This window comes from Candidatus Amarolinea dominans, from assembly GCA_016719785.1.
Taxonomy (GTDB): Bacteria; Chloroflexota; Anaerolineae; order SSC4; family Amarolineaceae; genus Amarolinea; species Amarolinea dominans.
On sequence record JADJYJ010000030.1, the window covers coordinates 170559 to 193794 of the forward strand.

General features: G+C 59.0%; 19 protein-coding genes. 7 read left to right on the forward strand and 12 right to left on the reverse strand.

Annotated elements, in window-relative coordinates; translation table 11 throughout:
* Positions 1–181: 181 nt before the first annotated feature.
* From IPM84_23260 to IPM84_23295, 8 genes are all read right to left on the reverse strand, one after another.
* Positions 182–1675, reverse strand: a complete 1494-nt coding sequence (locus IPM84_23260; protein MBK9095620.1) for an ATP-binding protein — start codon at positions 1673–1675, stop codon at positions 182–184.
* Between the two features lie 139 nt (positions 1676–1814).
* Positions 1815–2609 carry an ABC transporter ATP-binding protein gene (locus IPM84_23265; GenBank protein ID MBK9095621.1) on the reverse strand — a complete coding sequence of 265 codons (795 nt, stop codon included), beginning with the start codon at positions 2607–2609 and terminating at the stop codon, positions 1815–1817.
* A gap of 194 nt (positions 2610–2803) precedes the next feature.
* The gene (locus IPM84_23270) at positions 2804–3994 is read right to left on the reverse strand and encodes an ABC transporter substrate-binding protein (GenBank protein ID MBK9095622.1); all 1191 of its coding nucleotides are present in this window, start codon (positions 3992–3994) and stop codon (positions 2804–2806) included.
* Between the two features lie 340 nt (positions 3995–4334).
* Complete coding sequence (locus IPM84_23275) at positions 4335–5015, reverse strand: CBS domain-containing protein (GenBank protein ID MBK9095623.1); 681 nt, start codon at positions 5013–5015, stop codon at positions 4335–4337.
* Between the two features lie 15 nt (positions 5016–5030).
* Positions 5031–6074, reverse strand: coding sequence for a branched-chain amino acid ABC transporter permease (locus IPM84_23280; GenBank protein ID MBK9095624.1), 1044 nt, complete (start codon positions 6072–6074; stop codon positions 5031–5033).
* Between the two features lie 25 nt (positions 6075–6099).
* Positions 6100–6972 (reverse strand): branched-chain amino acid ABC transporter permease, encoded by an 873-nt coding sequence (locus IPM84_23285; protein ID MBK9095625.1) that lies wholly within the window; start codon positions 6970–6972, stop codon positions 6100–6102.
* Between the two features lie 47 nt (positions 6973–7019).
* Complete coding sequence (locus IPM84_23290; protein MBK9095626.1) at positions 7020–8948, reverse strand: long-chain fatty acid--CoA ligase; 1929 nt, start codon at positions 8946–8948, stop codon at positions 7020–7022.
* A 22-nt stretch (positions 8949–8970) separates the two neighbouring features.
* The gene (locus tag IPM84_23295) at positions 8971–9759 is read right to left on the reverse strand and encodes an ABC transporter ATP-binding protein (protein ID MBK9095627.1); all 789 of its coding nucleotides are present in this window, start codon (positions 9757–9759) and stop codon (positions 8971–8973) included.
* Between the two features lie 480 nt (positions 9760–10239).
* On the opposite strand from IPM84_23295, the gene IPM84_23300 reads away from it, so the two are divergent.
* The 3 genes from IPM84_23300 (at position 10240) to IPM84_23310 (ending at position 13845) form a co-directional block, all read left to right on the forward strand.
* Positions 10240–10989, forward strand: a complete 750-nt coding sequence (locus tag IPM84_23300; protein MBK9095628.1) for a DUF4145 domain-containing protein — start codon at positions 10240–10242, stop codon at positions 10987–10989.
* A gap of 224 nt (positions 10990–11213) precedes the next feature.
* The gene (locus IPM84_23305) at positions 11214–12986 is read left to right on the forward strand and encodes a hypothetical protein (protein ID MBK9095629.1); all 1773 of its coding nucleotides are present in this window, start codon (positions 11214–11216) and stop codon (positions 12984–12986) included.
* Between the two features lie 172 nt (positions 12987–13158).
* Complete coding sequence (locus tag IPM84_23310) at positions 13159–13845, forward strand: DUF4145 domain-containing protein (GenBank protein ID MBK9095630.1); 687 nt, start codon at positions 13159–13161, stop codon at positions 13843–13845.
* A 217-nt stretch (positions 13846–14062) separates the two neighbouring features.
* Here the strand turns inward: IPM84_23310 and IPM84_23315 are convergent, their stop codons facing one another.
* Positions 14063–14278 carry a toxin-antitoxin system HicB family antitoxin gene (locus IPM84_23315; protein ID MBK9095631.1) on the reverse strand — a complete coding sequence of 72 codons (216 nt, stop codon included), beginning with the start codon at positions 14276–14278 and terminating at the stop codon, positions 14063–14065.
* Positions 14279–14546: 268 nt separating this feature from the next.
* Between IPM84_23315 and IPM84_23320 the strand changes: the two genes are divergently transcribed.
* Together IPM84_23320 and IPM84_23325 are read left to right on the forward strand one after the other, a co-directional pair.
* Positions 14547–15353: an SDR family oxidoreductase gene (locus tag IPM84_23320; GenBank protein ID MBK9095632.1), complete on the forward strand. Its 807-nt coding sequence runs from the start codon at positions 14547–14549 to the stop codon at positions 15351–15353.
* Between the two features lie 138 nt (positions 15354–15491).
* The gene (locus IPM84_23325) at positions 15492–18614 is read left to right on the forward strand and encodes a hypothetical protein (protein ID MBK9095633.1); all 3123 of its coding nucleotides are present in this window, start codon (positions 15492–15494) and stop codon (positions 18612–18614) included.
* A 162-nt stretch (positions 18615–18776) separates the two neighbouring features.
* Here the strand turns inward: IPM84_23325 and IPM84_23330 are convergent, their stop codons facing one another.
* Positions 18777–20054, reverse strand: a complete 1278-nt coding sequence (locus IPM84_23330) for a DUF362 domain-containing protein (GenBank protein ID MBK9095634.1) — start codon at positions 20052–20054, stop codon at positions 18777–18779.
* Positions 20055–20077: 23 nt separating this feature from the next.
* Positions 20078–20608 (reverse strand): zinc ribbon domain-containing protein, encoded by a 531-nt coding sequence (locus IPM84_23335; GenBank protein ID MBK9095635.1) that lies wholly within the window; start codon positions 20606–20608, stop codon positions 20078–20080.
* 250 nt (positions 20609–20858) lie between these two features.
* Here IPM84_23335 and radC point away from each other — a divergent pair, with 250 nt between their 5' ends.
* Positions 20859–21521, forward strand: a complete 663-nt coding sequence (gene radC, locus IPM84_23340; GenBank protein ID MBK9095636.1) for a DNA repair protein RadC — start codon at positions 20859–20861, stop codon at positions 21519–21521.
* A 121-nt stretch (positions 21522–21642) separates the two neighbouring features.
* On the forward strand, positions 21643–22464 hold the full coding sequence (locus IPM84_23345; GenBank protein MBK9095637.1) for a hypothetical protein: 822 nt from the start codon (positions 21643–21645) through the stop codon (positions 22462–22464).
* Positions 22465–22480: 16 nt separating this feature from the next.
* On the opposite strand, the gene IPM84_23350 is transcribed toward IPM84_23345, so the two are convergent.
* Entirely contained in the window at positions 22481–23176 is a 696-nt protein-coding gene (locus IPM84_23350; GenBank protein MBK9095638.1) for a hypothetical protein, read from the reverse strand.
* Between the last annotated feature and the right edge of the window lie 60 nt (positions 23177–23236).

A 23236-nucleotide genomic window follows, 5' to 3' on the forward strand; every position in this document is an offset into this window, starting at 1 on the left:
GCGTCAGACCAACTGCGGGGCCAGGGACGGGTCACGCGGGTAGCGCAGACTCTTGGGCGCCTGCTCGTCGTCCACCCCAAAGTCGCGCGCTCCTCGGTAGGGATGTTGGCGCGCTTGTCGGTGTGACGGATGAATTCGATGTGCGTTGTGGGTTTCTTGTCGGTAGACATGGACGTTTCTCTCAGCGCAGGAGCAAGAGTGTGGAGAGGGGGAGGCTGACGATGCGCGGGTCGTCGCTGGCCGGTTCATCCGTGAGCGTCAACAGCAGGCCAAACGGTGCGTTGTAGACCGATTTCTCGACGAAACTGCGCAAACCGCGGCTGTCTTCCCAGCGAATGGTAGAGCGATACTTGACTTCCAGGGGGATGCGCTGCTCGCCCAGGGTGAGAACGAAGTCTACCTCTGGCTCGCTGGCGCGCTCAGGAAAGTGGGCGACATCCAGGCCGGTGATGGACCTGAGAAAATAGCCGGTTGTGCTTTCGGCGATGCGCCCGGCCAGGTCGCGCAGATGCGGCTGCTGCTCCAGTCCGCCTGGATGCAAGGGAACGACCTCCTGCAGCCAGCTTGCGCGCAGCGCATGGTCACACAGGCACAGTTTCGCCGGCCCGCGGGCGCGCTTCAGGCGCAGCTCCAGCGGTTCGATCAGGCGGATCAGCAGGGTGCCATCCAGGAATTTGAGGTAGGCCAGGATGCGCTGCCAGCCGATGTTGGCGGCCAGGGTGCGCCGAATCTCGTCCAGGTAGAGAGACTGCTTGGGCGATTGACCGATGTAGCGGCACGAGAGGCGAAAGACTTCTTCCAGGAGCTGTGCATCTCGTCGGGCGCCCCGCGGACCGACGCGCAGATCGTGCTGAATGGCGCGGCGAATGACCGTTTCATTGAGCAGGTCAGCCAGGTCATCCCACGGCAACTCGGCGGCTGCATGAGCAATCGGGTACGCGCCGCGTTCGGAAAATGCCTGAAAGGCTCGATCGCGCAAGATGCGGTGCTTCATGCCATGCTGGCGCAGGGCGAGCCAGAAGTTCTTGTCTTTGAGCGGAGCCAGCCCGTTGAACGGCAGAAAAGGGGCGATGTGCCCTTCCCCGCGTATCTCCAGGATTTCGCGCAGAAAGAGCGGCCCCATGTCCAATGTGCTGAGGCGACCGGCCAGGCTGTCGCGGCCAAGTTCGATGCGCAGCGCCGAGCTGCCTGTGGCCAGGACGCGCACAGCGCTGGTGTCAACCAGGAACTTCAGTTGGGGCGCCCAGGCGTCCAGGTTCTGAACTTCATCGAGAAAAAGAAAAGCGGGCTGCCCTTCTTGCGCAGCCTGGTTGAAGGTCTGCTGCAGAACGACCTGTTCGAACCAGTCGGCCAACCGCAAGATTGGTTCCTGGATCCGCCGCAGCTCGGGCAGGTCGTCGAACTGGATGTAGAAGATGTGATCTGGTGAGACGCCTTCAGCGAGAAGGGCTTGGATGAGTTGCAGCACCAGCGTACTCTTGCCCACCTGGCGAGGACCGCTCACTACCGTCACTTTCGTCGGGCCATGCTTGAGGCGTCCAAGCGCAATCGGAAACGCCCATCGTTTCACTGGCGGCAGCGGCGCCTGGGGTAATCCTCGCCACCACGGATTGAGACGGCGCAGGTTGGCTTCGAGGCCTGCGGAAAGGTTGGTCAGCACATCTTGTTGCGGCATTGGCTTCCACTCTTGCATCAATGGGGAGGGCTGGGGCAAGCAGACGTCTCGGAGGATTGTGCATCCTCGGTCATGGCCGCATTATAGCAGAGTACCAGGAAAACCTCAAGGCCCATGCCGGAAAGCGTCGCGGTTTGAATCAGCTCAGCCAGCGTTTGCGCCGTTTGTAGTGCTTGATCTCCCGATAGCTCTTGCGCTGACCGACGTCGGTCAGGCCCAGGTAGAATTCACGCACATCGGCGTTGTCGCGCAGCGCGGCCGGGTCGCCTTCCAGGACGATGCGCCCGTTCTCCATGATGTAGGCATAATCGGCGATGCTCAGGGCCAGGCGTGCGTTCTGCTCAACCAGTAGAATCGTGGTCCGCTGCTCCTGGTTGATGCGCTTGACGATGTCGAAGATTTCGGCCACCAGTAGCGGCGCCAGGCCCAGGCTCGGTTCATCCAATAACATCAGGCGCGGGCGTGCCATCAGGGCTCGGCCGATGGCCAGCATCTGCTGTTCACCGCCGGAGAGGTAGCCCGACGTCTTGGCGCGACGCTCCTTGAGGGGCGGAAAATAGGCGTAGACCGCCTCGATATCTGCCGGTACCTGGCTGCGGTCACGGCGCGTGTACGCGCCGGCCAGCAGGTTCTCCTGCACGGTCAGATGTGGAAAGACGCGGCGACCTTCCATCACCTGGAAGATGCCCCGGCGCACAATGTCGGCCGCGTCCAGCTTATCAATACGTGTGCCCAAAAACTCGATGCTGCCATCGGTCACCGCGCCATCCTCCGGCTTGAGCAGGCCCGAAATCGCCTTGAGGGTGGTCGTCTTGCCAGCGCCGTTGGAGCCGAGCAGCGCAACGATGCGCCCTTCCGGCACCTGCACCGACATGCCCTTGAGCACAAGAATTACATCATTGTAGATGACTTCGATGTTATTGAGTACGAGCATAGCGCGCTTCCTCACCTCACATGGCCCGATAGGATTGGTACACGGATCAACCCAGATCAACGCGGATGTGATAACGATCCGTGTAAACCCGCGTTGATCCGTGTCCCAATCACCTGCGTGGACGCGATGCCGGTCGGCGCAGGCCAACCTGGCGGCGGCACGCCCCTTCGCCGCAAATTCACTCGGCGGCGGCGTTATTTGGCGCCAATGAAGTCGCTGATGGATTCCCACTTACCGGCCTTGACCTGATACAGGCGCAGGGCCTTGTTGCCGGCATGATCGGTCGCGGTGAACGTCAGGGGCGAGGTGACGCCGCCGGTTTCGAAGTTACTGATCGTCTCCAGGGCGGCCTTGAGGTTCTCACCGGTGATTGGCTTGTTGCTGTCCAGCACGCGCTTGATCCCCTCTGCCATGACGGCCATGGTCCACCAACCCTGGACGTAATGCAGCCCCTTCTCCTCCAGGTTGATGCTCTTGCTCTTGGTGTAATCCACGATGTCCTTGACGCCGGCCACACCAGTGCCAGGCGGGGCAAAGGGAATCGTACCAACCACGCCTTCGGCCGCATCGCCCGCCAGCTTGATCAGGTTTTCGTCCGCGCACCAGTTCAGGCAGATGATCTGCGCATTCAGGCCCAGCCCCTTGGCGTTCTTGGCCGCCAACGAGCCAGGGCCGGACGTGTTCTGGATGATGATGTAGTTGGCGCTGAAGGCCTGTACCTGGGACAGCTGCGGCGTCAGGTCGGTGGCGCCGCGGGGCATCGCCACTTCCAGCACTTCCATGCCGTTGGCCGCGGCAAATTCGTTGCCGGCCGGCAGCGGCGATTTGCCAAAGGGGCTATCGTTGTAGAAAAAGGCGACTTTGGCCTTGCCACTGCCGCCCTTGGCCTGCCAGTCCTGCAGCGCCCAGCGTAAACCGATGACCATCTGATCGGAGTAGGTGGTGCCGATCAGAAAGTTGTAGGGTGCGTCGGCCATGACGACCAGGTTGGCCGAGTAAGAAGCCGACATGAAGGGCAGTTTGTCGGTGGCGATTTTGGTGCGCAGCGCCTCCGTGTCGCCGGTGCCCCAGCCCTGGATCGCCACCACCTTGTCCTGGGTCACATACTGCGAGTACAACTGCTCGGCGTTGGGCACCTTGTAGGCGTAGTCATTGCCGATCAGCTCGATCTTGCGCCCCTTGATGCCGCCCTTCGCGTTGATCCAATCCACATAACCCTTCAAGCCATCCGCATACGGCACGCCTACATCGGCCGTTGCGCCGGTCAGGTCAAAAATACCACCCACTTTGATCGGCTCGCCGCTTTGCGGCGCAGCGCCGCAGGCGCTCAGCAGCAGGCTGAGGACGATCAGAACAGTCAACAGACTCAAGGCACGTGTCTTCATCGTATCTCCTCCATTTCAAACAGTCTTTCAAGTAACTGCTCACCTCAGGGGGAGTGCAAAAGCCGGGGCGGATATCCTGTCAATCCTGTGAATCCTGTCTGAATTCCAGGCAGGCTGAGCAGTTACCTTTCAAGCAGTCATTGCAAGCAGTCATTGCAAGTCGTCCTGCTAAGTGTACCCAGGATTCGCGGCAAGCGACACTGGGGGCGTGAACTAAAAAACGGATCGTTGTGATATGCGCTAACACCTCCGGTAAGCCTGGGCGGGCAGGCCAAATTGTACACCGTGCAGATTCATCGGTTGGGGGCCAGGGGGGCGAGAAAGCAGAGCCGGCGGCCATTCAGACGCCCAGCGGCAATGGCTCGAACGGTTTCTCGATCAGGCGCAGGTCGGTCAGGTCGAGATCGGCATAGGCGCTGAGCGCGGCTTGCAGTTGATCGGGACGCGCGCCCAGCACCTTGAGCGTCACGCGCTTGTGCTCCCCATCCGGTTCATTGATGGTGAGCATGCTGGCGATGGCGCCGCCGGCGTCGGCCACATGTCCGGTCAGGTGATGCAGCACCCCGCGCTGGCGCTGGGTGCGCACGGTGATGCGCACGCCTGGCTCCCCGGCGCCTAGCGCCTCGGCCAGGGTCTTGAAGATGTCCGTTTCAGTGATGACGCCAACCAGGGTGGCGCCCCGCATCACCGGCAGGCAGCCGATGCGGTGCTGAATCATGATCCGCGCCGCCTCTTCCACCGGACAATCTTCAGTCACCGTCAGCACCGGCGTCGTCATGATGTCGGCCAGGCGCAGCTTGCTGAGCAGCGCATGAACTTCGTAGATGCTCAGGACCGTAGCCGGTGAGGGCGCCGTTGACAAGATGTCCTTCTCCACCACAATGCCCACCAGACGCCCCGCCAGATCAAGCACCGGCAGGCGCCGAATCCTGTGCTGCCGCATCAGCCCCACCGCCTCACTATGCGACGTATTGACCGTTGCCGTAATCGGATTACCTGTCATCCGTTCTTGCACCAACATGGCTATCCTCCCCTCTCAGTAACTAAACGGCCACAAACGGAAATAATCCTTGACATCACGCCACAGCTTGGCGATGCCCTCTGGCTCGAAGACGAGGAAGAGGATGATGGTCAGGCCGAAGATGGCCTGCTGAATGAAGGGCAGGATCTGCCCCAGGCTGGGCAGCACACCACCAAGTGCGCGGCCCAGGTTCGAGATCACCGCGGGCAGCAGGGTCATGAACGCGGCGCCGTAGACAGAACCAGACACAGACCCCAGCCCGCCGATGATGATCATCGCCAGGTAGAGAATGGACGTCTCGATGGTGAAGCGCTCCCAGGAGATGATGGTGGTGTAGTGCGCGGTGAGGGCGCCGGCCGTGCCCACAAAGAAAGAGGAGACGGCAAAGGCCAACACCTTGAAACGGAAGATATCCACGCCCATCACTTCGGCGGCGATGTCCTGATCGCGGATGGCAACGAACGCGCGGCCCACGCGCGTGCGAAACAGATTGATGGTAAAGAGCACCGTGATGGCCGCGACCGTGACCGAAACCCAGTAGAAACGAAACTGGGTATTCAGAGCCAGGCCGAACAGCATCGGCGCGGGGATCACCAGCGCCTCCACACCGCCGGTCACTGCGTCCCAGTGCGTGATGACCCACTCGATGATCTGTTGCGCGGCCAGGGTGGCGATCGCCAGGTAGAGACCCTTCAGGCGCAGGGAGGGCACGCCGAAGACGGCGCCAACGACGGCGGTGACCGACGCGGCCAGCGGGATCGTCAGCCAGAACGGCAGCCCCAGGCGCAGTGTGAGAAAACTGGCCGTATAGGCTCCCACCGCCATGAACGCGCCCTGCCCCAGTGAGATTTGCCCGGTAAAGCCAACGAGGATGTTCAACCCCACGGCGCCGACCGCGGCAATGGCAATCTGATTGGCGATCGTCAGATAATAATTGTCGGCGAAGAAGGGGAAGATCAGCACAAAGGCGATGAACAGCCCCAGCCGCACCTTCTGCGCGGGGGTCCGGCGCAAGGTCAGGTCTTGTTGGTAGGTGGTATGAAAAATGCCAGATTCCACGCTGTTTTTCCTTCTCTCCGCAGAACTACACGCGCTCGATGCGGACTTCGCCGAACAGGCCGTAGGGCCGCACCATCAGGATCAGCACCAGGACGACAAATGGCGCCACCTCGCCCAGACCAGAGGTGAGATAGCCGCCGGCGAACGATTCGAGCAGGCCGATGATGACACCGCCCACGATCGCGCCGGGGATGCTGTCCAGCCCGCCGAGGATGACGACGGGAAAGACGCGCAGGCCGATACCACTGACCGCGCCGCTGACGCCGACGATGTTGGCCACCAGGATGCCGGCGATGGCGGCCGTGACCGCGGCAATGGACCAGGCGATGGCGAAGATGCGCTTGACGCTGATACCCATGCTCAGCGCGGCCTGCTGATCATCGGCCACCGCGCGCATGGCGATGCCGTCACTGGAACGGCGGAAGAACAGCGTCAGGGCGGTGAGCAAGAGCACCGCCAGGCCGATCGCCACCAGGCGGTCGCCAGGCACGGCCGCGCCCAGGATGCGCAGCGTGGCGCTGGGGATGAAGGCCGGAAAACTGCGCGGCGCCGTGCCCCAAATACCGCTGACGAAGGCGCGCAGCAGGCTGGAAAGGCCAATCGTCACCATGATGACCGAGATGATCGGCTCACCGATGAGGGGGCGCAACACCAGGCGCTCGATGATGACCCCCAGGACGGCCGCCAGAACCAGGGTGATGAGCACGCCCAGGGGCCAGGCGAGGCCAAAGTCCGCCATCAGGCCGAAAGTCAGATAGGCGCCGACCAGGAGCAGCTCACCCTGGGCAAAGTTGATGACTTCGGTGGACTTGTAGATCAACACGAAGCCCAATGCCACCAACGCATAGATCGCGCCGTTGGTCAAGCCGGTGAACAAGAGCTGAATGAATTGATCCATGTTGGCCTTTCGTTAGAGATCGGAGATCGGAGATCAGAGATCGAGAATTATAGCGTTTCGATGCGCAGGCGAGTGCGCAGGCGGGCGGTGCGCCCATCCTGGTAGGTGATGGTCGTCTCCATGTCCAGGTGATCGTTCTGACTGTAGAGGGCGCTGATGATGTCTTCGTAGCGCTGGGCCACGTAGCTGCGACGCACCTTGCGTGTGCGGGTCAGCTCGGCATCGTCGGCGTCCAGTTCCTTGTGCAGCAAGAGAAAGCGCTTGATGCGCGCCGCGGGCGGCAGATCGGTGTTGGACTGCTCGATATGCTGGCGGATAAGCCGGTAGACTTCCGGTTTCTGCGCCAGGTCGGTGTAGGTGGTGTAGGTGACGGCGCGCTTCTCGGCCCATTTGCCCACATTGGCAAAGTCAATGTTGACCATCGCGGTGATGAACGGCCAGTCGCCGCCAAAGACCACGGCTTCCTTGATGTACTGGCTGAACTTGAGTTTGTTCTCGATGAACTGCGGGCTGAATTTGGTGCCGTCGTGCAGGGTCATCACGTCCTTGGCCCGGTCAATCACGATCAAATGGCCGTCGTCGTCGAAATAACCGGCATCACCGGTGTGCAGCCAGCCATCGCGGAAGCTCTCAGCCGTGGCCACGGGATTATTGAAGTAGCCTTCGGCCACAGCCGGGCCGCGGGCCAGAATTTCGCCGCTGGCATCAATGCGCACGTCGGTTTCGGGAATTGGATGGCCGACCGTCTGGAATTTGATGTCGCCGTCGCGATGCACCACCGCGATGCCGTTGATCTCTGTCTGGCCGTAGATCTGCTTCAGGTTGACGCCCAGGGCATGGAAGAAGCGGAAGACATCCGGCCCCAGCGCAGCGCCGCCGGTGTAGCAACGCCGGGTGCGGCGCAAGCCCAGTTTATCGGTGATCATCTTGAAGACCAGGGCGTCGGCCAGGCGATAGCGCAGGCGCAGGCCGGCGCCCGGCGTTTGCTTGCGGAACCGGGCATCGGCCATGGTGTAGCCAACGCCTAAGGCCCAACGGTACACCGCCTGCTTCAAGCGCGTGCTGTCCTCGATCTTGACCTGCACCTGGCTGAGCATGTTTTCCCAGATACGCGGCGGCGAGAAGACCACGCTGGGGCCGATCTCGCGGATGTTCTCTTGCACCGTCTCCGGTTCTTCGGGGAAGTTGATCGTAAAGCCGATGGTCAGGCCACAGCTCAGCGCCATCATCTGCTCGCCGATCCAGGCCAGGGGCAGGAAGCTGATGAACTCGTCCGTCTCGTGCAGGGGATCCACCGACATCAGGTTGCGCCCCATGCTGATCATGCTGCGATGGGTGAGCATGGCGAGCTTGGGCTTGCTGGTGGTGCCGGAGGTGGTGCAGAGGATGGCAATGTCCTCGCTGCGGCCCGCGGCCACGCGTTCCTCGAACGCGCCGGGGTGATCCTGCTCGTAGGCCTCGCCCAGTTTTTCCACATCGGGAAAGTAGAGCAAGAACGGCTCGGTGTAGTTGCGCAGGCCACGTGGGTCGTAGTAGATCACCTTGTGGACGTGATCTTTGAGCTGATCCCACATCTCCAGCAGCTTGTCCACCTGCTCCTGGTCTTCGACCACGACAAAGCGCGTTTCAGCAAAGGCGATGACGTACGCCATCTCCTCGACGATGGCGTCCTGGTAGATGCCGATGCTGAAGCCGCCCACGGCCTGCGCGGCCAGTTCAGCGAAAAGCCATTCCGGGCGGTTGTCGCCCACAATCGCCACCACGTCACGCGGCTGCATGCCCAGGCTGAGCAACCCCAGGCAAAAATACTTGACATGGCGCGCATACTGCGCCCAGGTCGTGGCCTGCCAGATGCCGAACTCCTTCTCGCGCAGGGCCACCTTGCGCTCGCCATACTGGCTGGCCCGCGCCAGCAGCAACTGCGGGAAAGTTTGGGGAGTAGATGCAAGGTTCGGTGTCGTTTGCTGATGGTTCATGATTGGGACCGGAGATCGGTGGTTACAGGTGCGGGCGCATATTGTGATCCTGGCCCAGGTAGGCACGGATGACTTCGGGGTTGGCTTTGACCGTGTCGGGCGTGCCTTCGGCCAGCTTCATGCCGAATTCCAACACCGCAACGCGGTCGCTAATGTCCATCACCACGCCCATGTCGTGCTCGATCAGGATGGTGGTGATGCCCCGCTCCTCGTTGATGTCGAGGATGAAGCGGGCCATGTCCTCTTTTTCTTCGATATTCATGCCGGCCATCGGCTCGTCGAGCAGCAGGATGGTCGGTTCGACGGCCAGGGCGCGCCCCAACTCCACGCGCTTTTGCAGGCCGTAGGAGAGGGTGCCCACGGTCTTCTTGCGGATGTGCTCGATTTCGAGAAAGTCAATGATGTCTTCGATCACCTGGCGGTGACGGATCTCTTCTTTTTGGGCAAAGCCCCAGTAGAGGCCGCCGCTGAGCACACCGCTTTTCATGTGAACGTGACGTCCCAGCATCAGGTTGTCGAGCACGGTCATGTGGCGAAAAAGCTCGATGTTCTGAAAAGAACGCGCAATGCCCAGGCGGGCGATCTGCGCGGGGCGCAGGTGCGTGATTTCATGCTGGCGGCCGGCCTGGTCGAAGAAACGGATGTGGCCCGCCTGCGGGTGATAGAGGCCGCTGATGCAGTTGAGCATGGAGGTTTTGCCGGCGCCGTTGGGGCCGATGATGGCGAGGATTTCACCCTCGAAGGCATCCACACTGACGCCAGAGATGGCGCGCACGCCGCCGAAGTTGAGCGTGATCTGATCAACCTGCATGATGCGCCGCGGCGCTGAGTTGGGCGAGTGACCGTTGGCTGACACGCGAACCACCCCTGGATGAAGGAGAACCCGATGTTGGCGAAACAAGCCGTGTTGGCGCAACTATGATAGCCGCGGGGTGTTAATGAATCGGCGATGAAAGCGTTAATACAGGCGTTAATGCGCCGAAGCATGCCCGCAAAAACGTGTTTGACAGATGTAAGAAATGGATGTATTCCCAGGCATGAGTCACAGAAGGTTCTGCGCCTGGCGGGACCGGTGGGTTTCCTGAACGATTTGCAACGCAAGTGCGGAACTGTCACGGTCTCAATGATTTTTCAGATGAATGGGCGGTTGAATCGCTGTGATTTGCCCAACCGAGTTTCAACCACGGATGTGCGAAACTCACGGAGGTTCTTGTAAGCTCTTCTTCTCACCGTTGTTATCGGTCATGCTTCTTGAGTATTCGCTATTCACGACTAAAGAGATATCGGTTCCATGCAAGAAAACATCAAAAGTATGGTTCGCGGCTTTATGTGTGGCTATTGCTTTGCACAATCAGGGTATGACATCGTATTTGCTGATCACTCAGAGACACGCCACGTATATGGGGACTTGTTGGAAGGTAAGGCAATTGCTGTACTCAAATGTCGAAATTGCAGAATGCTCAATCTGCTTGTGTTCTCTGTGAAGGAAGAAGATTTCGGCGGTTCAATGGAAGAATCAGAATTGGAACCATTTCTCGCTGAACACCCTCATGTTCTTTCTCCTGGTTTTAGCGAAGAAGAAGGATCAATTGCCCCAATGTGGATAGAGTTAATGGGGCAATATCCTCACGGATTCAAGTTGAGCAGAGACGTACCGGTTACCATACGGTACGATTTGGAGGAGGCTGGAGACTGTCTTGCAGTGGGAGCATCGAACGCAGCAGCAGTAATGTGCGGTCGAGCAATCGAGAGACTCGCGGCTGATTTCGGGATCAAGCCAGACAAAACAATGATGTTAGGCGCGATGCTCGGCGAACTGAAGGACAGAAAACTGGTTAGCGAAGATCTGTTCAACGCCATGAGCGAAGTCAAGGAGTGGAGAAATATCGGCGCACACCCCGGCAAAGACGATCAAGGAATAGAACTGTCGCAGGCCCAGAAGATCGTTGAGTTTACTTACCTGCTCGTTGAGCAGGTGTTCCCTCGCAGAGACATTCACAAGGTGAAAGATGAACTAAAGCAAATGAGGAACAAGAAGTGATTGGGTGATTCCCGAATTTACTGTGCCAATGAAGGTTTGGGTATGTGAGTAACCGAGTTTACGGGATGGTTAAGCCGCCATCACCCAAAGCCTGCATGCTCATCTCCAATCCAACGTTGCCAAGGTTAATGGCGCTTTGAGTACCTCATATGCGGCGCAGGTATTGCTCAATTCGTTCGCATTCCTGATCTCTGTGGCTAATTCATTACGCAGGATTCAATACAATGTCAAAGTTCGAAAATACGGAATATCAACTAAAACGTGCTAGGGACAATCTCAAAATAGCTGAGTTGCAGAAGGAAATAGCAGATCAAGAAGTAATAATTGCCAACGCTAGTGGATTTGGGGCAAAATGGAAGATTGAATTGGCCGAAAGCAATCTTGCGAGATTGAGACCAAAAACGAATGCCCTGCTTGCTCAAATGCAGCTTGAAGATGCCCAAATCAAAGCAGAGTTGCTCGAAGCAGAGCAGCGCGCACGCAAGGTCTTGGAAGATGAGAAGAAACGTGAGCAAGACGCAATCAGGTCAGAAGAACAATGGAAATTAGCAGAGGAACGTCGGAAGAAAGAAGGTGAAGATAGAGCTAGAAGGGAACAAGAAGCAAGAACCAGATCCGAACAAAGAAAAAAGGACCGGGAAGAAAAGGAGCGCATAAGGGCTGAGAAATTGGTGTCATTAACTCCCGAAGAACAACGAGCCGAAACAAATAAGCATCGCAGAAGAAGAAACTTCCTACTCGGGAGCATCGCAGTACTGATCCTTCTGTGTTGCGGTTGTAGTATTTGGGCACAAACAAGCGTGCGTAAAGAACGGGTGTTACCCGAGAATATTGGACCGATAGACATCTCATTACCCGAAAATTTCCAAACAAAGAACAACCTGGATTTTGTGATTGAGAAGATTGAAGTATTGTCTGAGTTAGAAGGAGACAATCCTAGATATTACTATTTGATCATTCATGGTTCCTTGACTAATCCGAGTAATGAAACGGCATGTACTGAAGCTCAGGAATATGTTCTCGCCAATAACACTAATAAAAAGAACTATACTATTGATACAGATGCCGCCTCTCATTTAAGCAAAACCTACCTAGATGGCCTGGGCTATCCAAGTACTAGAGGACAATGTCTTGAACCAGATGAAAGCGTAGGAACGTTTTTGGTATTTGATGTCTCACCGCAGACTCAAGGCCTACAACTCGAGACCTCTAATAGAAACATATCCTTGGGAGATATGGCCGCATTCATTGTAGAAAAGGTAATCGCAGTAACGCCGACCATCGTTCCTACAAGTACCAACACATTTACTCCAACCTACACTGCAACAGCTACACCTACACCTACAAACACACCTACCAGTACTGCAACGCCTACCCCAGTAACATTAGCTTCGGTCATTGTAGACGGAAAAATTTTTGGTGGGCCAGGTGAGTTTTATGATGTCGTGGGTAAAACGCTATCAGGTGGTGAATTACCGATTTACGCCAAAGCGGGTAAGAATTGGTATCTCATAAACTGGAATGGAAGAGAGTGGGTCAGTGCAAGCCTGATTTCACTCAAATCCGGTATAGAAATACCTGAAAGCGAGACTGTACCTCCAACACCCACCAACACGCCACGTCCGACAAATACGCCGACAATAACACCTACCGTGACTCCGAGACCGACAAATACACCTGATATTAGTAACGAATCTTTCGCAGAACTCATGTGTGAGCAATTTGTCACGGAAAGGTTATTGTCCCCAGCCTCGGCAAAATTCGGCGGTTTCTTCGATGACTGGGATACTGCAATATTTGTAGGAAAAGATGGCGCTGCGTTCAAATTGCTTGACATAGATTCGTCACGGGTGCTTGGCCATGGTGTTTGGGTTGTGGTCGGCAAGGTTGATGCACAAAATGCATTTGGCGCAATCATTCGCTCTGATTACGTATGTGTGATGGAGTATAGACATAGTAATGAGACATGGTATCTCCTCAAGATTTCGATCGATTAATCGAAAAGCCTCTGTGGCGGTGATCAACCACTTTCAGCCGTCAAATTGATGGTGCGCATCCAACCGGTGGCGTCGGAATTTTCGGAACTGCCATACAGGTTTGGATAAGCATGGCGACCTGATGTCATCTCGGCGTTAGTGACCCATACGGGGAAAAGAAAGGACACTGGATATGACACGATCCACTTTGCTCCCTAAAACCAAGAGCATTTTCTGCAATTCGTGCAAGCGAGAAACGAACCACATATGCATAGCTGATCACTATCACGTTGACCAAGACGATGATATACCTGAAGAAGGTGAGGTAACGGGTTTCCGACTTCTAATTTGTGCTGGATGTGAAAACGGAACATTAGAAGAGTATTTCGCTATTTATCCACTGGATGAAGACGGCGAGGTCCTCGCTGATACTATCGAGTATGAAGCAAGATATTATCCAGATCGTGGTTACTTGCAGATTGAGACAAAACAGTTCAAACGACTTCCACCCAAACTAGATGGAATATATCGGGAAGTGCTCAGAGCATTCAACAATGACATGGGAGTGTTGTGCGCTATTGGAATACGTGCGCTTATTGAGGGTATTGTTGCGGATCGAGAAATAGATAACGGTAATCTGGAGAAAAAGATAGAAAGCCTCTCGGGACTACTTCCCAAGAACATTGTATCGAACCTTCACAGCATCCGATTTATGGGGAATGAAGCCGCACATGAATTAAGCGCTCCTGCACGAGACGAGTTGCGATTGGCAATTGAAATTTGCGAAGACCTGTTGAACTACCTGTACGATCTGGATTATAAGGCCAGCTCCTTGACTGAGGTTCGAAATAAAAGGAAAAAACAGACACCTAATGCTTGAGGGCGATTTACCCATGCGAGCCCAAAGACTGATCAAGGAGCGGGGCGCACAATATCAACAGGACCTGTTGCGGATGTGGGAGAGTAATGAGTTCAAGCGACTGACTGGATTGGAGTAATGAGATGAATGCTCCAAGAATAAGATCGGCGACCCCCCTCGAAGAGAGGCGCCTGCTGGTCACATTTCTCAACGGAGTCAAACAAGATGAAGCAGGGAATCAATGACGTGCCGGCCATTGATCGGCGGCGTCTGGCTCTACATCAGGCGCCTGGGCAAGTATGGCCAGCAACCGCGCCCGGCTGCCGCGCCTGGCGCGCTCTTGCAGATAGGTCTGGGTGTTGATTATCGCTATCTTCTCCGAGATGGCAAGCGTGACAAATTGATTGATCGAAACGCCTTCCTGCTCTGCCAGGACGCGTAACTGCTGATGCATGGAGGTCGGTAGGCGTAGATTCAACACGATCTGTGGTATCGTCACGTTAGCTGTCCATACTTGTTGTGTGGCTACCAATCGAATGAGTCTTCATCGCTGCGTAAAGACAATTCCGATCTAGTCAGTATTATATGCAATACCAAACAGATTTGCAAGAAGGAGTAAAACCAGAGATGACATCGCTTAGAAGCCCATTTTTCTGTAGCCGGATACTACCGTTTCTCGAACGACATGTGCTCGACAATCTTCTGAAGGAGTGAGGTACAACGTGCAAACTCAGAACAAGGTGATTGTGGTTACCGGCGGGGGGAGTGGGATCGGAAGGGCGCTGACCCTGCGGCTGGTGAATGCCGGGGCGCATGTGGCTGCCATTGACATTCACGAGAATACCCTGCAAGAAACGCAGGGCCTGGCCGGGCCGCACAAGGGCCATATCAGCCTGCATGTGGTCAATGTGACCGAGCGCGAGACGGTCAACGCGCTGCCGGAGAAAGTCATCGCCGCGCATGGCGTGGTGGATGGCCTCATCAACTGCGCCGGCATCATCCAGCCCTTTGTGCGAATCAAGGACCTGGAGTTCGATGCCATCAAGCGGGTCATGGATGTCAACCTGTACGGACAGATTCACATGATCAAGGCGTTCCTGCCCCACCTGCTCGCACGCCCGGAGGCGCACATCGTCAACATCTCCAGCATGGGTGGCTTCTTCCCGGTGCCGGGCCAGACCATGTACGGCGCCTCGAAGGCGGCCGTGAAGCTGCTGACCGAGGGCCTCTACGCCGAGATGATCGGAACCAACGTCCATGTCACGGTGGTCTTCCCGGGCGCCATTGCCACCAACATTGCGCAGAACTCCGGCGTGGTGATCGCCGGCCTCGGTAATGAGCAGGCGCACAAGTTCTCCGCAACGACGGCCGCTGTGGCCGCAGAAACCATCATCAACGGCATGGTGCGCAACAAATTCCAGGTGTTCATCGGTCAGGACGCCCGCATGATGGACCTGCTGTACCGGCTCAACCCCCGCTGGGCCACGCAGTTCATGTTCAGTAAGATGAAAGCTCTCCTGCCGGATTAAGAAACGGTAAGATTCGCCCGCTTGGCGCCCTGCCTGTTGCCTGACCAGGGCAATGACTGACTGATAACCCCATGAACCGAATGAACACATTCAGGCTGCCGAATGTGTCTTGAGCCGTTTCTCCCTGGGGAGGTTGTCATGGTGTTGCGTCTTCACCGCTTCTGGATTCCGCTCCCCGCGCCTGATCTCGCCGCGCCGCGCGCGGCGCGGCCGCATTCCAGGCGCCGCCGCCTGCTGGCGACCGCATGGCTCCTGCTGACCGCCCTGCTCTGCGCGTGGATGGCGCGGCCGGCTGCCGCCGCGCCCCCTTCACCCACCCTGCTCGATGTTCCCCTCACGGTCAAAGAAAACGTCGGCGTTGCCATCGCCAACTACCCGGTCAGCGCGGTGATCCCGCTGCCGCAGGGCGCGTATACCAACCCGCTGCAACTGGGCATGGCCGGCGTCCCATCCCAGGTGGAGGTGCTGGAACACTGGCCCGGCGACCACAGCCTGCGCCATGTACAGGTTCATTTTCAGGCTACTGTTCCCGCCAATGGCGCTGTCGTCTACCATTTTGGCGACGGCGGGCCGCTCGCGCCGGCCGAGCCGGTCAGCCTGATCCAGGCCGGCGCGGCGTTGACGATCACCACCGGGCCGCTGCGGCTGCGCCTGAACACCGCCGCCTTCAATCTGTTCGATGCGGTCTGGTTCGACGCCAATGGCAATCGCATCTACGAGGCGGGTGAGCAGATCGTGGCGCCGCACGGGCAGAACGGCGGCGTCTTCACCCCGCGCGCGGGCGCCGGCGCAGTGCAGTACGACGCCGGCCGCAATGACCTGGCCGTGACGATCGAGCAGAGCGGGCCGCTGGTGGTCGTGGTGCGCGTGGAGGCGCCGGCGCGCTTCGTCTCCACCACCAATCATCTGCACGGTTTTGCCGCGCGCATCTACGCCTACGCGGGCCAGGCGATGCTCAAAGTGGATTATCAACTGCAGAATTCGGACAAGACCGTGGTGCGCTCCTGGCCGCTCTACTTCGAGTCGCAGCGGCTCGATCTGCGCCTGGCCCTGCAGGGCAACCCCACCCTGCGCTTTGGCCTGGGCAACGGCAGCGTTCACACCCGCAGCCGCGGCAGCGGCGCGTACCTGGCCCAGGAGATGCACGATCGCTTCGCCATCTACAGCCAGCCCGGCCCGACGCAGGTCTATTCCGCCACCCTGCCGGCCGGCACAGGGCCGGAGGGCTTCCTGGACATCAGCGACAGCCAGGTCGGTGTGACCGCGGCCATTCGCAACTTCTGGCAGACCTGGCCCAATGGCCTGGCTGTAGATGGGCAAAATCGTCTCAGCCTGGAATTGTGGCCGGCCTGGAGCGCGCATTGGCTGTCGTTCCTGTACACGCAGAATGCCCAGAGCGGCTTCAGCTCCAGCGGCATCTACTGGCTGGACGACATGCAGCACTACCTCAAGGAAACGCAGTTTTGGTTTCATGGCCCCGGCGCCGCCAACGCCACGCTGCTGGGATTGGCGCGCACCTGGCAGTTTCCGCCGGTGACCGTCGTTCCCACCGACTGGTATCGCCAAACCCACGCCACGGCCGACCTGGGCGGCGTCATCCCGCCGGCCGTCGCCATTCCACCGGCCGACGACCGCCGCCTGCCCTTCTACAACACGCCTGGCTATGATCCAGAAGACTGGTACGATCCCCAGAGCGCCTACTATGGCGCAGGCTGGATCAACTTCTGGGATCCGGAGCCGGGCTACCGTTCGGTGGCCTGCACGGCCGGCGGCTGGCCCTACGCCGCCACCCATCTGATCGCCACCGGCAATCCCGCCGATTTCTTCGAGGCTGCGGAGCACGGACAGAGCGAGCTGAATCTGCGGCCCGAATGGCTCACCGGTTACACGCACGACGCAGATTGGCCGCAGTTGCAGCTTTCAGAAAATCCCTACTGCGGCGGACGCTGGCGCATCTATGAAGGCTCTGTGTCGCCCCTGGCCGCGCCCCCCTTACCCGACACCGTCGGCGATTATCCGGTTTACAGGGCACGCGACGATCAGCACGGCTGGACCTACCATGTGGCCGACGCCTACTGGCTCACCGGCAATCCCTGGATACGCGACTGGTATCGCTTCGTGGCCGAGTTCCGCCGCGTGCGCCTGGCGCAGTTGGACCCCTTCCCAGACAATAACAGCCGTGCGCGCGGCCATTCGCTCAACCAAGTGGTGCAGGCTGCCCGCGTCGCCGGCGATGTCACCCAGCTCGACCGCCTGCGCACCCACCTGCTGACCACCCTGCGCCCGGATCAGGACCGCTTCTACGGCGATCAACGGCCGGAAACGGGCGAATCTGGCGGCGGTTTTCAGACCGGCTATCTGATGCGCATGGTGGTTGACTACCTGGAAGAGATGCGCGCCCGCGGGGACTGGCAGGCCTACGCGGAGGGGTTCAGCTATCTCAGCGGGTTGGTGGCGTGGAACTACAACTTCGGCAACTTCCCCTACTATTTCGATGCCCGCGGCGGCGGGGTGGGCTTTTCCAACGGCACCAGCCTGACCCTGGTGGACCCGGTGGCCTGGTATTACTGGCACAGCGGCCGGCAGCCCATCCTGACGCATCTGAACCAGTACGTCACCGGCGGCATCAACGGCGGGGAGCCGCCCTACGGCGAATTCAACGCCTGGAGCGGGCAGTTCGAGAGCCGCTACTACCTGTTTGTCAAGCACACCGTGCGACCGGATAGCACGCCGCCGCCGGCCATCGGCGACCTGGTGGCCCAGAGTCTGACCGGCACGGTGCGCCTGCTGTGGACTGCGCCGACCGACGCGGTGCGCTATCACATCGTCTGGAGCGATCGGCCGCTGGTCGAGCCGAACTCACTGTCGCCCGCGGTGATGAACTGGTGGGCCGCCCACGCGGTTGGCCCCACGCTGACGGCCACGCCTGGGCAGCGCCAGATGTGGACCATCGCCACCGGCGCCACCACTCCGGTCTACGCGGCCATTTTCAGCTTCGACGCGCAGGACAACCTGAGCGCCATGTCCAACGTGGCCCTGGCCGCGCCGCCCGTCCCCTGCCTGGCTGACATTGACGACAACGGTCTGATTGATCTGCTGGATGTGATGTTAGTGGCCGGCAGTTGGGGCACGGCCAGCGGTCAGCCCGGCTACGTCGCTCGCCACGACATGAACAGCGACGGCCTGATTGACATCTGGGATGTGCAGTACGTAGCAGGTCACTTCAACCAGACCTGCACAGGAACCCAGACAAGACATTAGCTTTCTCTGCCACGAATTTCACTAATTTTCACGAATTGCTCTCTGTCTTTCGTGTCAATTCGTGAAATTCGTGGCAAGAACTCTGGCAAAAAAAGACACGAATCCCGCCTTTCGAACGGCAAGATTCGTGTCAATTCGTGAAATTCGTGGCGAAGAACCTGTCTAATCGTGCGCGGCGGGCTGGAAGCGGCGGCGGGCGGCGATTTCCGGCGCTTCCTTGAGGGTGGTCCACAGGATGCCAAACGAGCGCCAGAAGGCGTCCAGGCCGGTGCGCTGCAGTTCAGCGGCGGTACGACCCACCTCTGGAAAGCCCGAGGCGTTGGGCTGCAGTTGTTCCCAGTTACGGAACAGGTGCCCCCAATCGCTGTCCAGCACCTCAGCCATTTTCTTCTTACCGAGGAGGGGATACCAGATGGAGTCGTGGTAGATGACCGAGGCCATGTACGCCCAGGGCGCCAGGAACGTCTTCAGTGACCATTCTATGGGGCGCTTGAGCGGGCCCCAGTAGATCTTGTGCTGCATGCGTGAGGCGAAAGTCATGTTCTTGAACGGCCCGTCGAAATGCCAGTTCTGCTGCGCGGCGGCCAGATCGCCCACGATCTCGATCTCGCGCGGATCGCCGCAGCCCAAACCCAGTTCATGCGCCAGGCGGATGAACTTGATGGAGAGCGGGTCAATGCCCATCAGCTTGGCGGCAATGGCGTCAATCGCCACCTGGTCGCTGCTCGCCAGGATGACGTTCTTGGTGTACGGGATCATGCAGCGCGGGCCGGGGCCGTCGCCGACAAAGGTGCCGTCCATGACGGCAAAGATACCGCGGTGAATCTTCTGCTGAATCATCAGCAGGTCCACCAGCGTTTCATGAATGACCGGATGCGTCCAGTGCCGACGCTCGTTGAGCAGACCGCCGAACGCGTTCTTCATGGCGCCGGTCGTCGTGGTGAAGACGTGGGTCTTGACCGTGGGTAGATGGATGATGTTTTCGCCGATGAAGCGTTTGGGAATGTTGAAGCCCTGCGGGTAGACCTGGTTGAGCACCAGGAACTTGTTGGCAAGGTCGCCGACCGCGTCGCGGACGTTGATCCATTCTTCGCCTTCGTACAGATGCACGTTGCGCAGGCCGTGGGCTTCCACGACGTTGAGCTGCTTGTTCTCACGCTCGCCCAGGTGCGCATCAATGACGACCGTGCGATTGTGGCAGGCATGAATCAGGTTGGGATCGTAGCCGTCCTGTTTCATGGCACGGATGACGCCTTCCAACTGCCAGGGGGTTGTGGAACTGCCGGGGTAGAAGACATGCCAGGAGATGTTGACCTTGAGCGCGGTGTCGGCGTCCTTTGCGATCACATCCTGGTAGCCGGCCAGGTTCATCAGGCGATGATAATCGTCCAGAACCGTGGCGGGCGTGGTGGTGAGAATGGCTACTTTGCTTTTGCTCATGGTTATCTATTTACCTCTTTTTCTTAACGCGGCGCCTGGGCGGGAATGGCCGTCGGCTTGGCCCAGCGTCCGTCGTCTGCCGCCGGGGATGCAGGCAGGGTTTGCATGGGGGCCACGGTGGGCACCTGTGCGCAGTACGGACAAATCTGCCAGCTCATGTCGAGCAGCCGGCCACAAGAGGCGCAGGGGCGACGCAGTTGGGCGGTGCAATGCGGGCACAGCATCCAGTCCGGCTGTATCTTGTGTTGGCAGCTGCTGCAGACAGGCTGCTCTTCCATGTCGCGCAGCAGGGCTTCTTCTTCGAGCATGCGCTCGTACCGCTCAGCCAGGGTATCACGTGGCCGCAGAAGCAGGTACAGCCCCAGGCCGACCGGCCCAAAGAGCAGAACCAGGAGCGATGCCAGCAGCGTGGCCAGAATATCACGGGTGCGGACGCGCATATCACGGAATGTCCAGATGACGAGGGCGATCCAGAAGGCCACCAACAAGGCGCCAAACACGGCCACCACGGTCTGCAGGGCGGTCCCGATTGTATTCAACAGATCAGACGACATGCGAGAGTCTCCTGTAGTAATTTCATGTAACCGGCCGATTATACCCGATTCCAAGCGATAGAGCAAAGCCCGGCCGCAAACTGCTTCTTATTGTAACGCTGTGAGAGCGGTAATGGTTGCAGGCGCGAATGCAAGGGAGTCAGTTTCGTTGTAACATTCACGCATGACATGACATCTCTCCCACTGCGAAAGGAAAAACCTGCCCATGTCCGAATCTGCCGGAGTCGAGTACACGCTCTTGATCCGCAACATGCCGACCAATGAACGCCCCCGCGAGCGCCTGCAGTACTACGGCGCCGGGGCGCTTGCCTCCTCCGAACTGATCGCCATCCTGCTGCGCGTGGGCACCGAAGGCGAAAGTGTTCTGCACGTGGCGCAGCGCCTGCTCAGCAAATATGGCGGTCTGCCTGGCCTGGCACGCGCCAGCTTCGATGAACTGTGCCAGGAAAAAGCACTAGGCCCGGCCAAGGTGACGCAGATCAAGGCGGCGCTGGAACTGGGCAAACGCTTGCTCGTCTCATCGCCCCTCGACCGGCCGCAGGTGCGTTCGCCGGCCGAGGCCGCCGAACTGCTGATGGCAGAGATGGGCCTGCTGGAGCAGGAGCAACTGCGCACGATCCTCCTGGATACGCGCAACACGGTCATTGGCATCCCCATCATCTATCAAGGCTCGCTCAACAGCGCGGCTGTACGTGTGGGCGAGATGTTTCGCCATGCCATCAAGGCCAATGCCGCGGCCATGATCGTTGCGCATAATCACCCCAGCGGTGACCCGGCGCCGTCGCCGGAGGATGTGCGCGTCACGCGCAGCATTGTGGAAGCGGGTAAACTGCTCGATATTGACGTGCTCGATCATGTGGTGATCGGGCATCAGCGCTTTGTCAGTATGAAGGAGCGTGGCCTGGGATTCTGAAGAGCGCAAAGTAGGGGCACGGCCTTGCGCCTGCCCGCCGGGCGACCGCAAGGGATCGCCCGGCTGCAAATTGAGAGGATACCAGACGGGGATCAAGATCAGGGCACAGACGGAGGCAAGGATGGCAAGAACGATGCGGACGATGGAGTTGTGTGCGTTGTTGGTGGTGATGCTGACGGCTTGCGGTTCAGCCGGCGCGCCCGCGGCAGGAAGTTCCCGCGCGCCGGGTGAACCGCCGGCCGGCGAGCGGGCATTACCTGGCGGCGGCCGGACGGGGCCGGGCAACGACCTGGCCACGCCGCGGGGGGCGGGCGCAGGTCAAGCCGGTGCTGCCGGCCGCCCCGGTTCGCGTGCCACCGGGGCGCCGGCGCCCAACCTGACCGCAGTACCGGCCAGCGATGCCGCCGTCGTCATCCAGACCTACGCCCAGGAGATGCTCGGCATCAGTGTACAGGTGACCCAGGCCCGTGGGGTCAGCGGGCCGTTGACCGTGGCGCCGACGCTGTCAACCGCCGGCAGTCAGAGTATGCAGGCCGCCGTACACCTGGCGATGGCTGCCTATGCCGGTCGCCTAAGCGGCGGCGTTGGCGTGGTGGCTTATGGCTCCGGTCAGGTGTCGGGTGATTTGACCGCGGACATCGAAGCGGCATCGCTAGGCGCCTTCAGCCTGCAGAGTAGCGCGGGCTATCCGGACGACGCCGCCGCGGCGCTGGACCTGGTCAAGCGCACCTTCCCTGCGTTGGCCAGGCTCAACCTGGCCGCGCAAACCACCACGGATGGCTACGCTTTCTACGTCACGGACCAAACCACCACCGTCAATCCTCGCACCCAGCAGGCGGAGGTGACGGCCCTGGCAGCCCTGGTCGGGGTACTGCCTGGCAGCTCAGTCATCGTGTATGTCGTGCTCGGCACGGGTGATTTTGCCGCCACGATTCAACCGTAAGAAGCTCACGCCACTATCATGTTGTAGTAAACAACCGGCTCAACTGCTTGCGCACCGTGTCGCTGAGGCGGCCGTTCTTGGCCTGCGATTGCTTGCGTATGAACTCCTTCAGGTCTCTCGCATGCACAACCGGCATGGTCGCATCGTTGACGGTCAAAACAACTTTGTTGGCCACGAAGACCACCACCGGTTGTGGCTCAACCTCGAACTCCGGCCCGTTCTGTACGATCCACTGCTTGAGACGCGCGACATCTTCCTGCGCCTCACGCGCCGGATTACCCAGGGCCTCTTGCGAAAAGGCGGTGAAAAACCGCAGCAAATTGAACGGTTGGCGCCAACTGTTCTTTGTGATCGTGATCTTGCCCTCCTGGTCGCGCGTGATAAAGACAAAGAGGCCGACCGGACTCAGCAGCACGTTGGATGCGGGCAATTGCCAGGCGAAGAATTCGTAGCGATCGTCCAGGCCCTTCAGACTGGTGGCAATGACCTCATCCGGCCGTGGTTTGCGCACGAAACGCCGCATGTAGAAAGAACCGATGTTGGCGCCCACAAAACCGAGCAGCAGACAGCCCATCGCATAGGGCAGCAGGTTGACGTTGCTCATGAAGGAGATGATACTGCCGGCCAGCAGGACTGCCAGTGAAAGGCCGGTAGTCCATTTGCCAATGATCGCGCGGCGCTGGATGTACTTTGCATTCAGGTAAATTTGCATCAGGTCGTCAGATCCTTGTTTGGTTGTAAAGGCGCAGGCGTCCGCGTCCCCGGCTGCAAT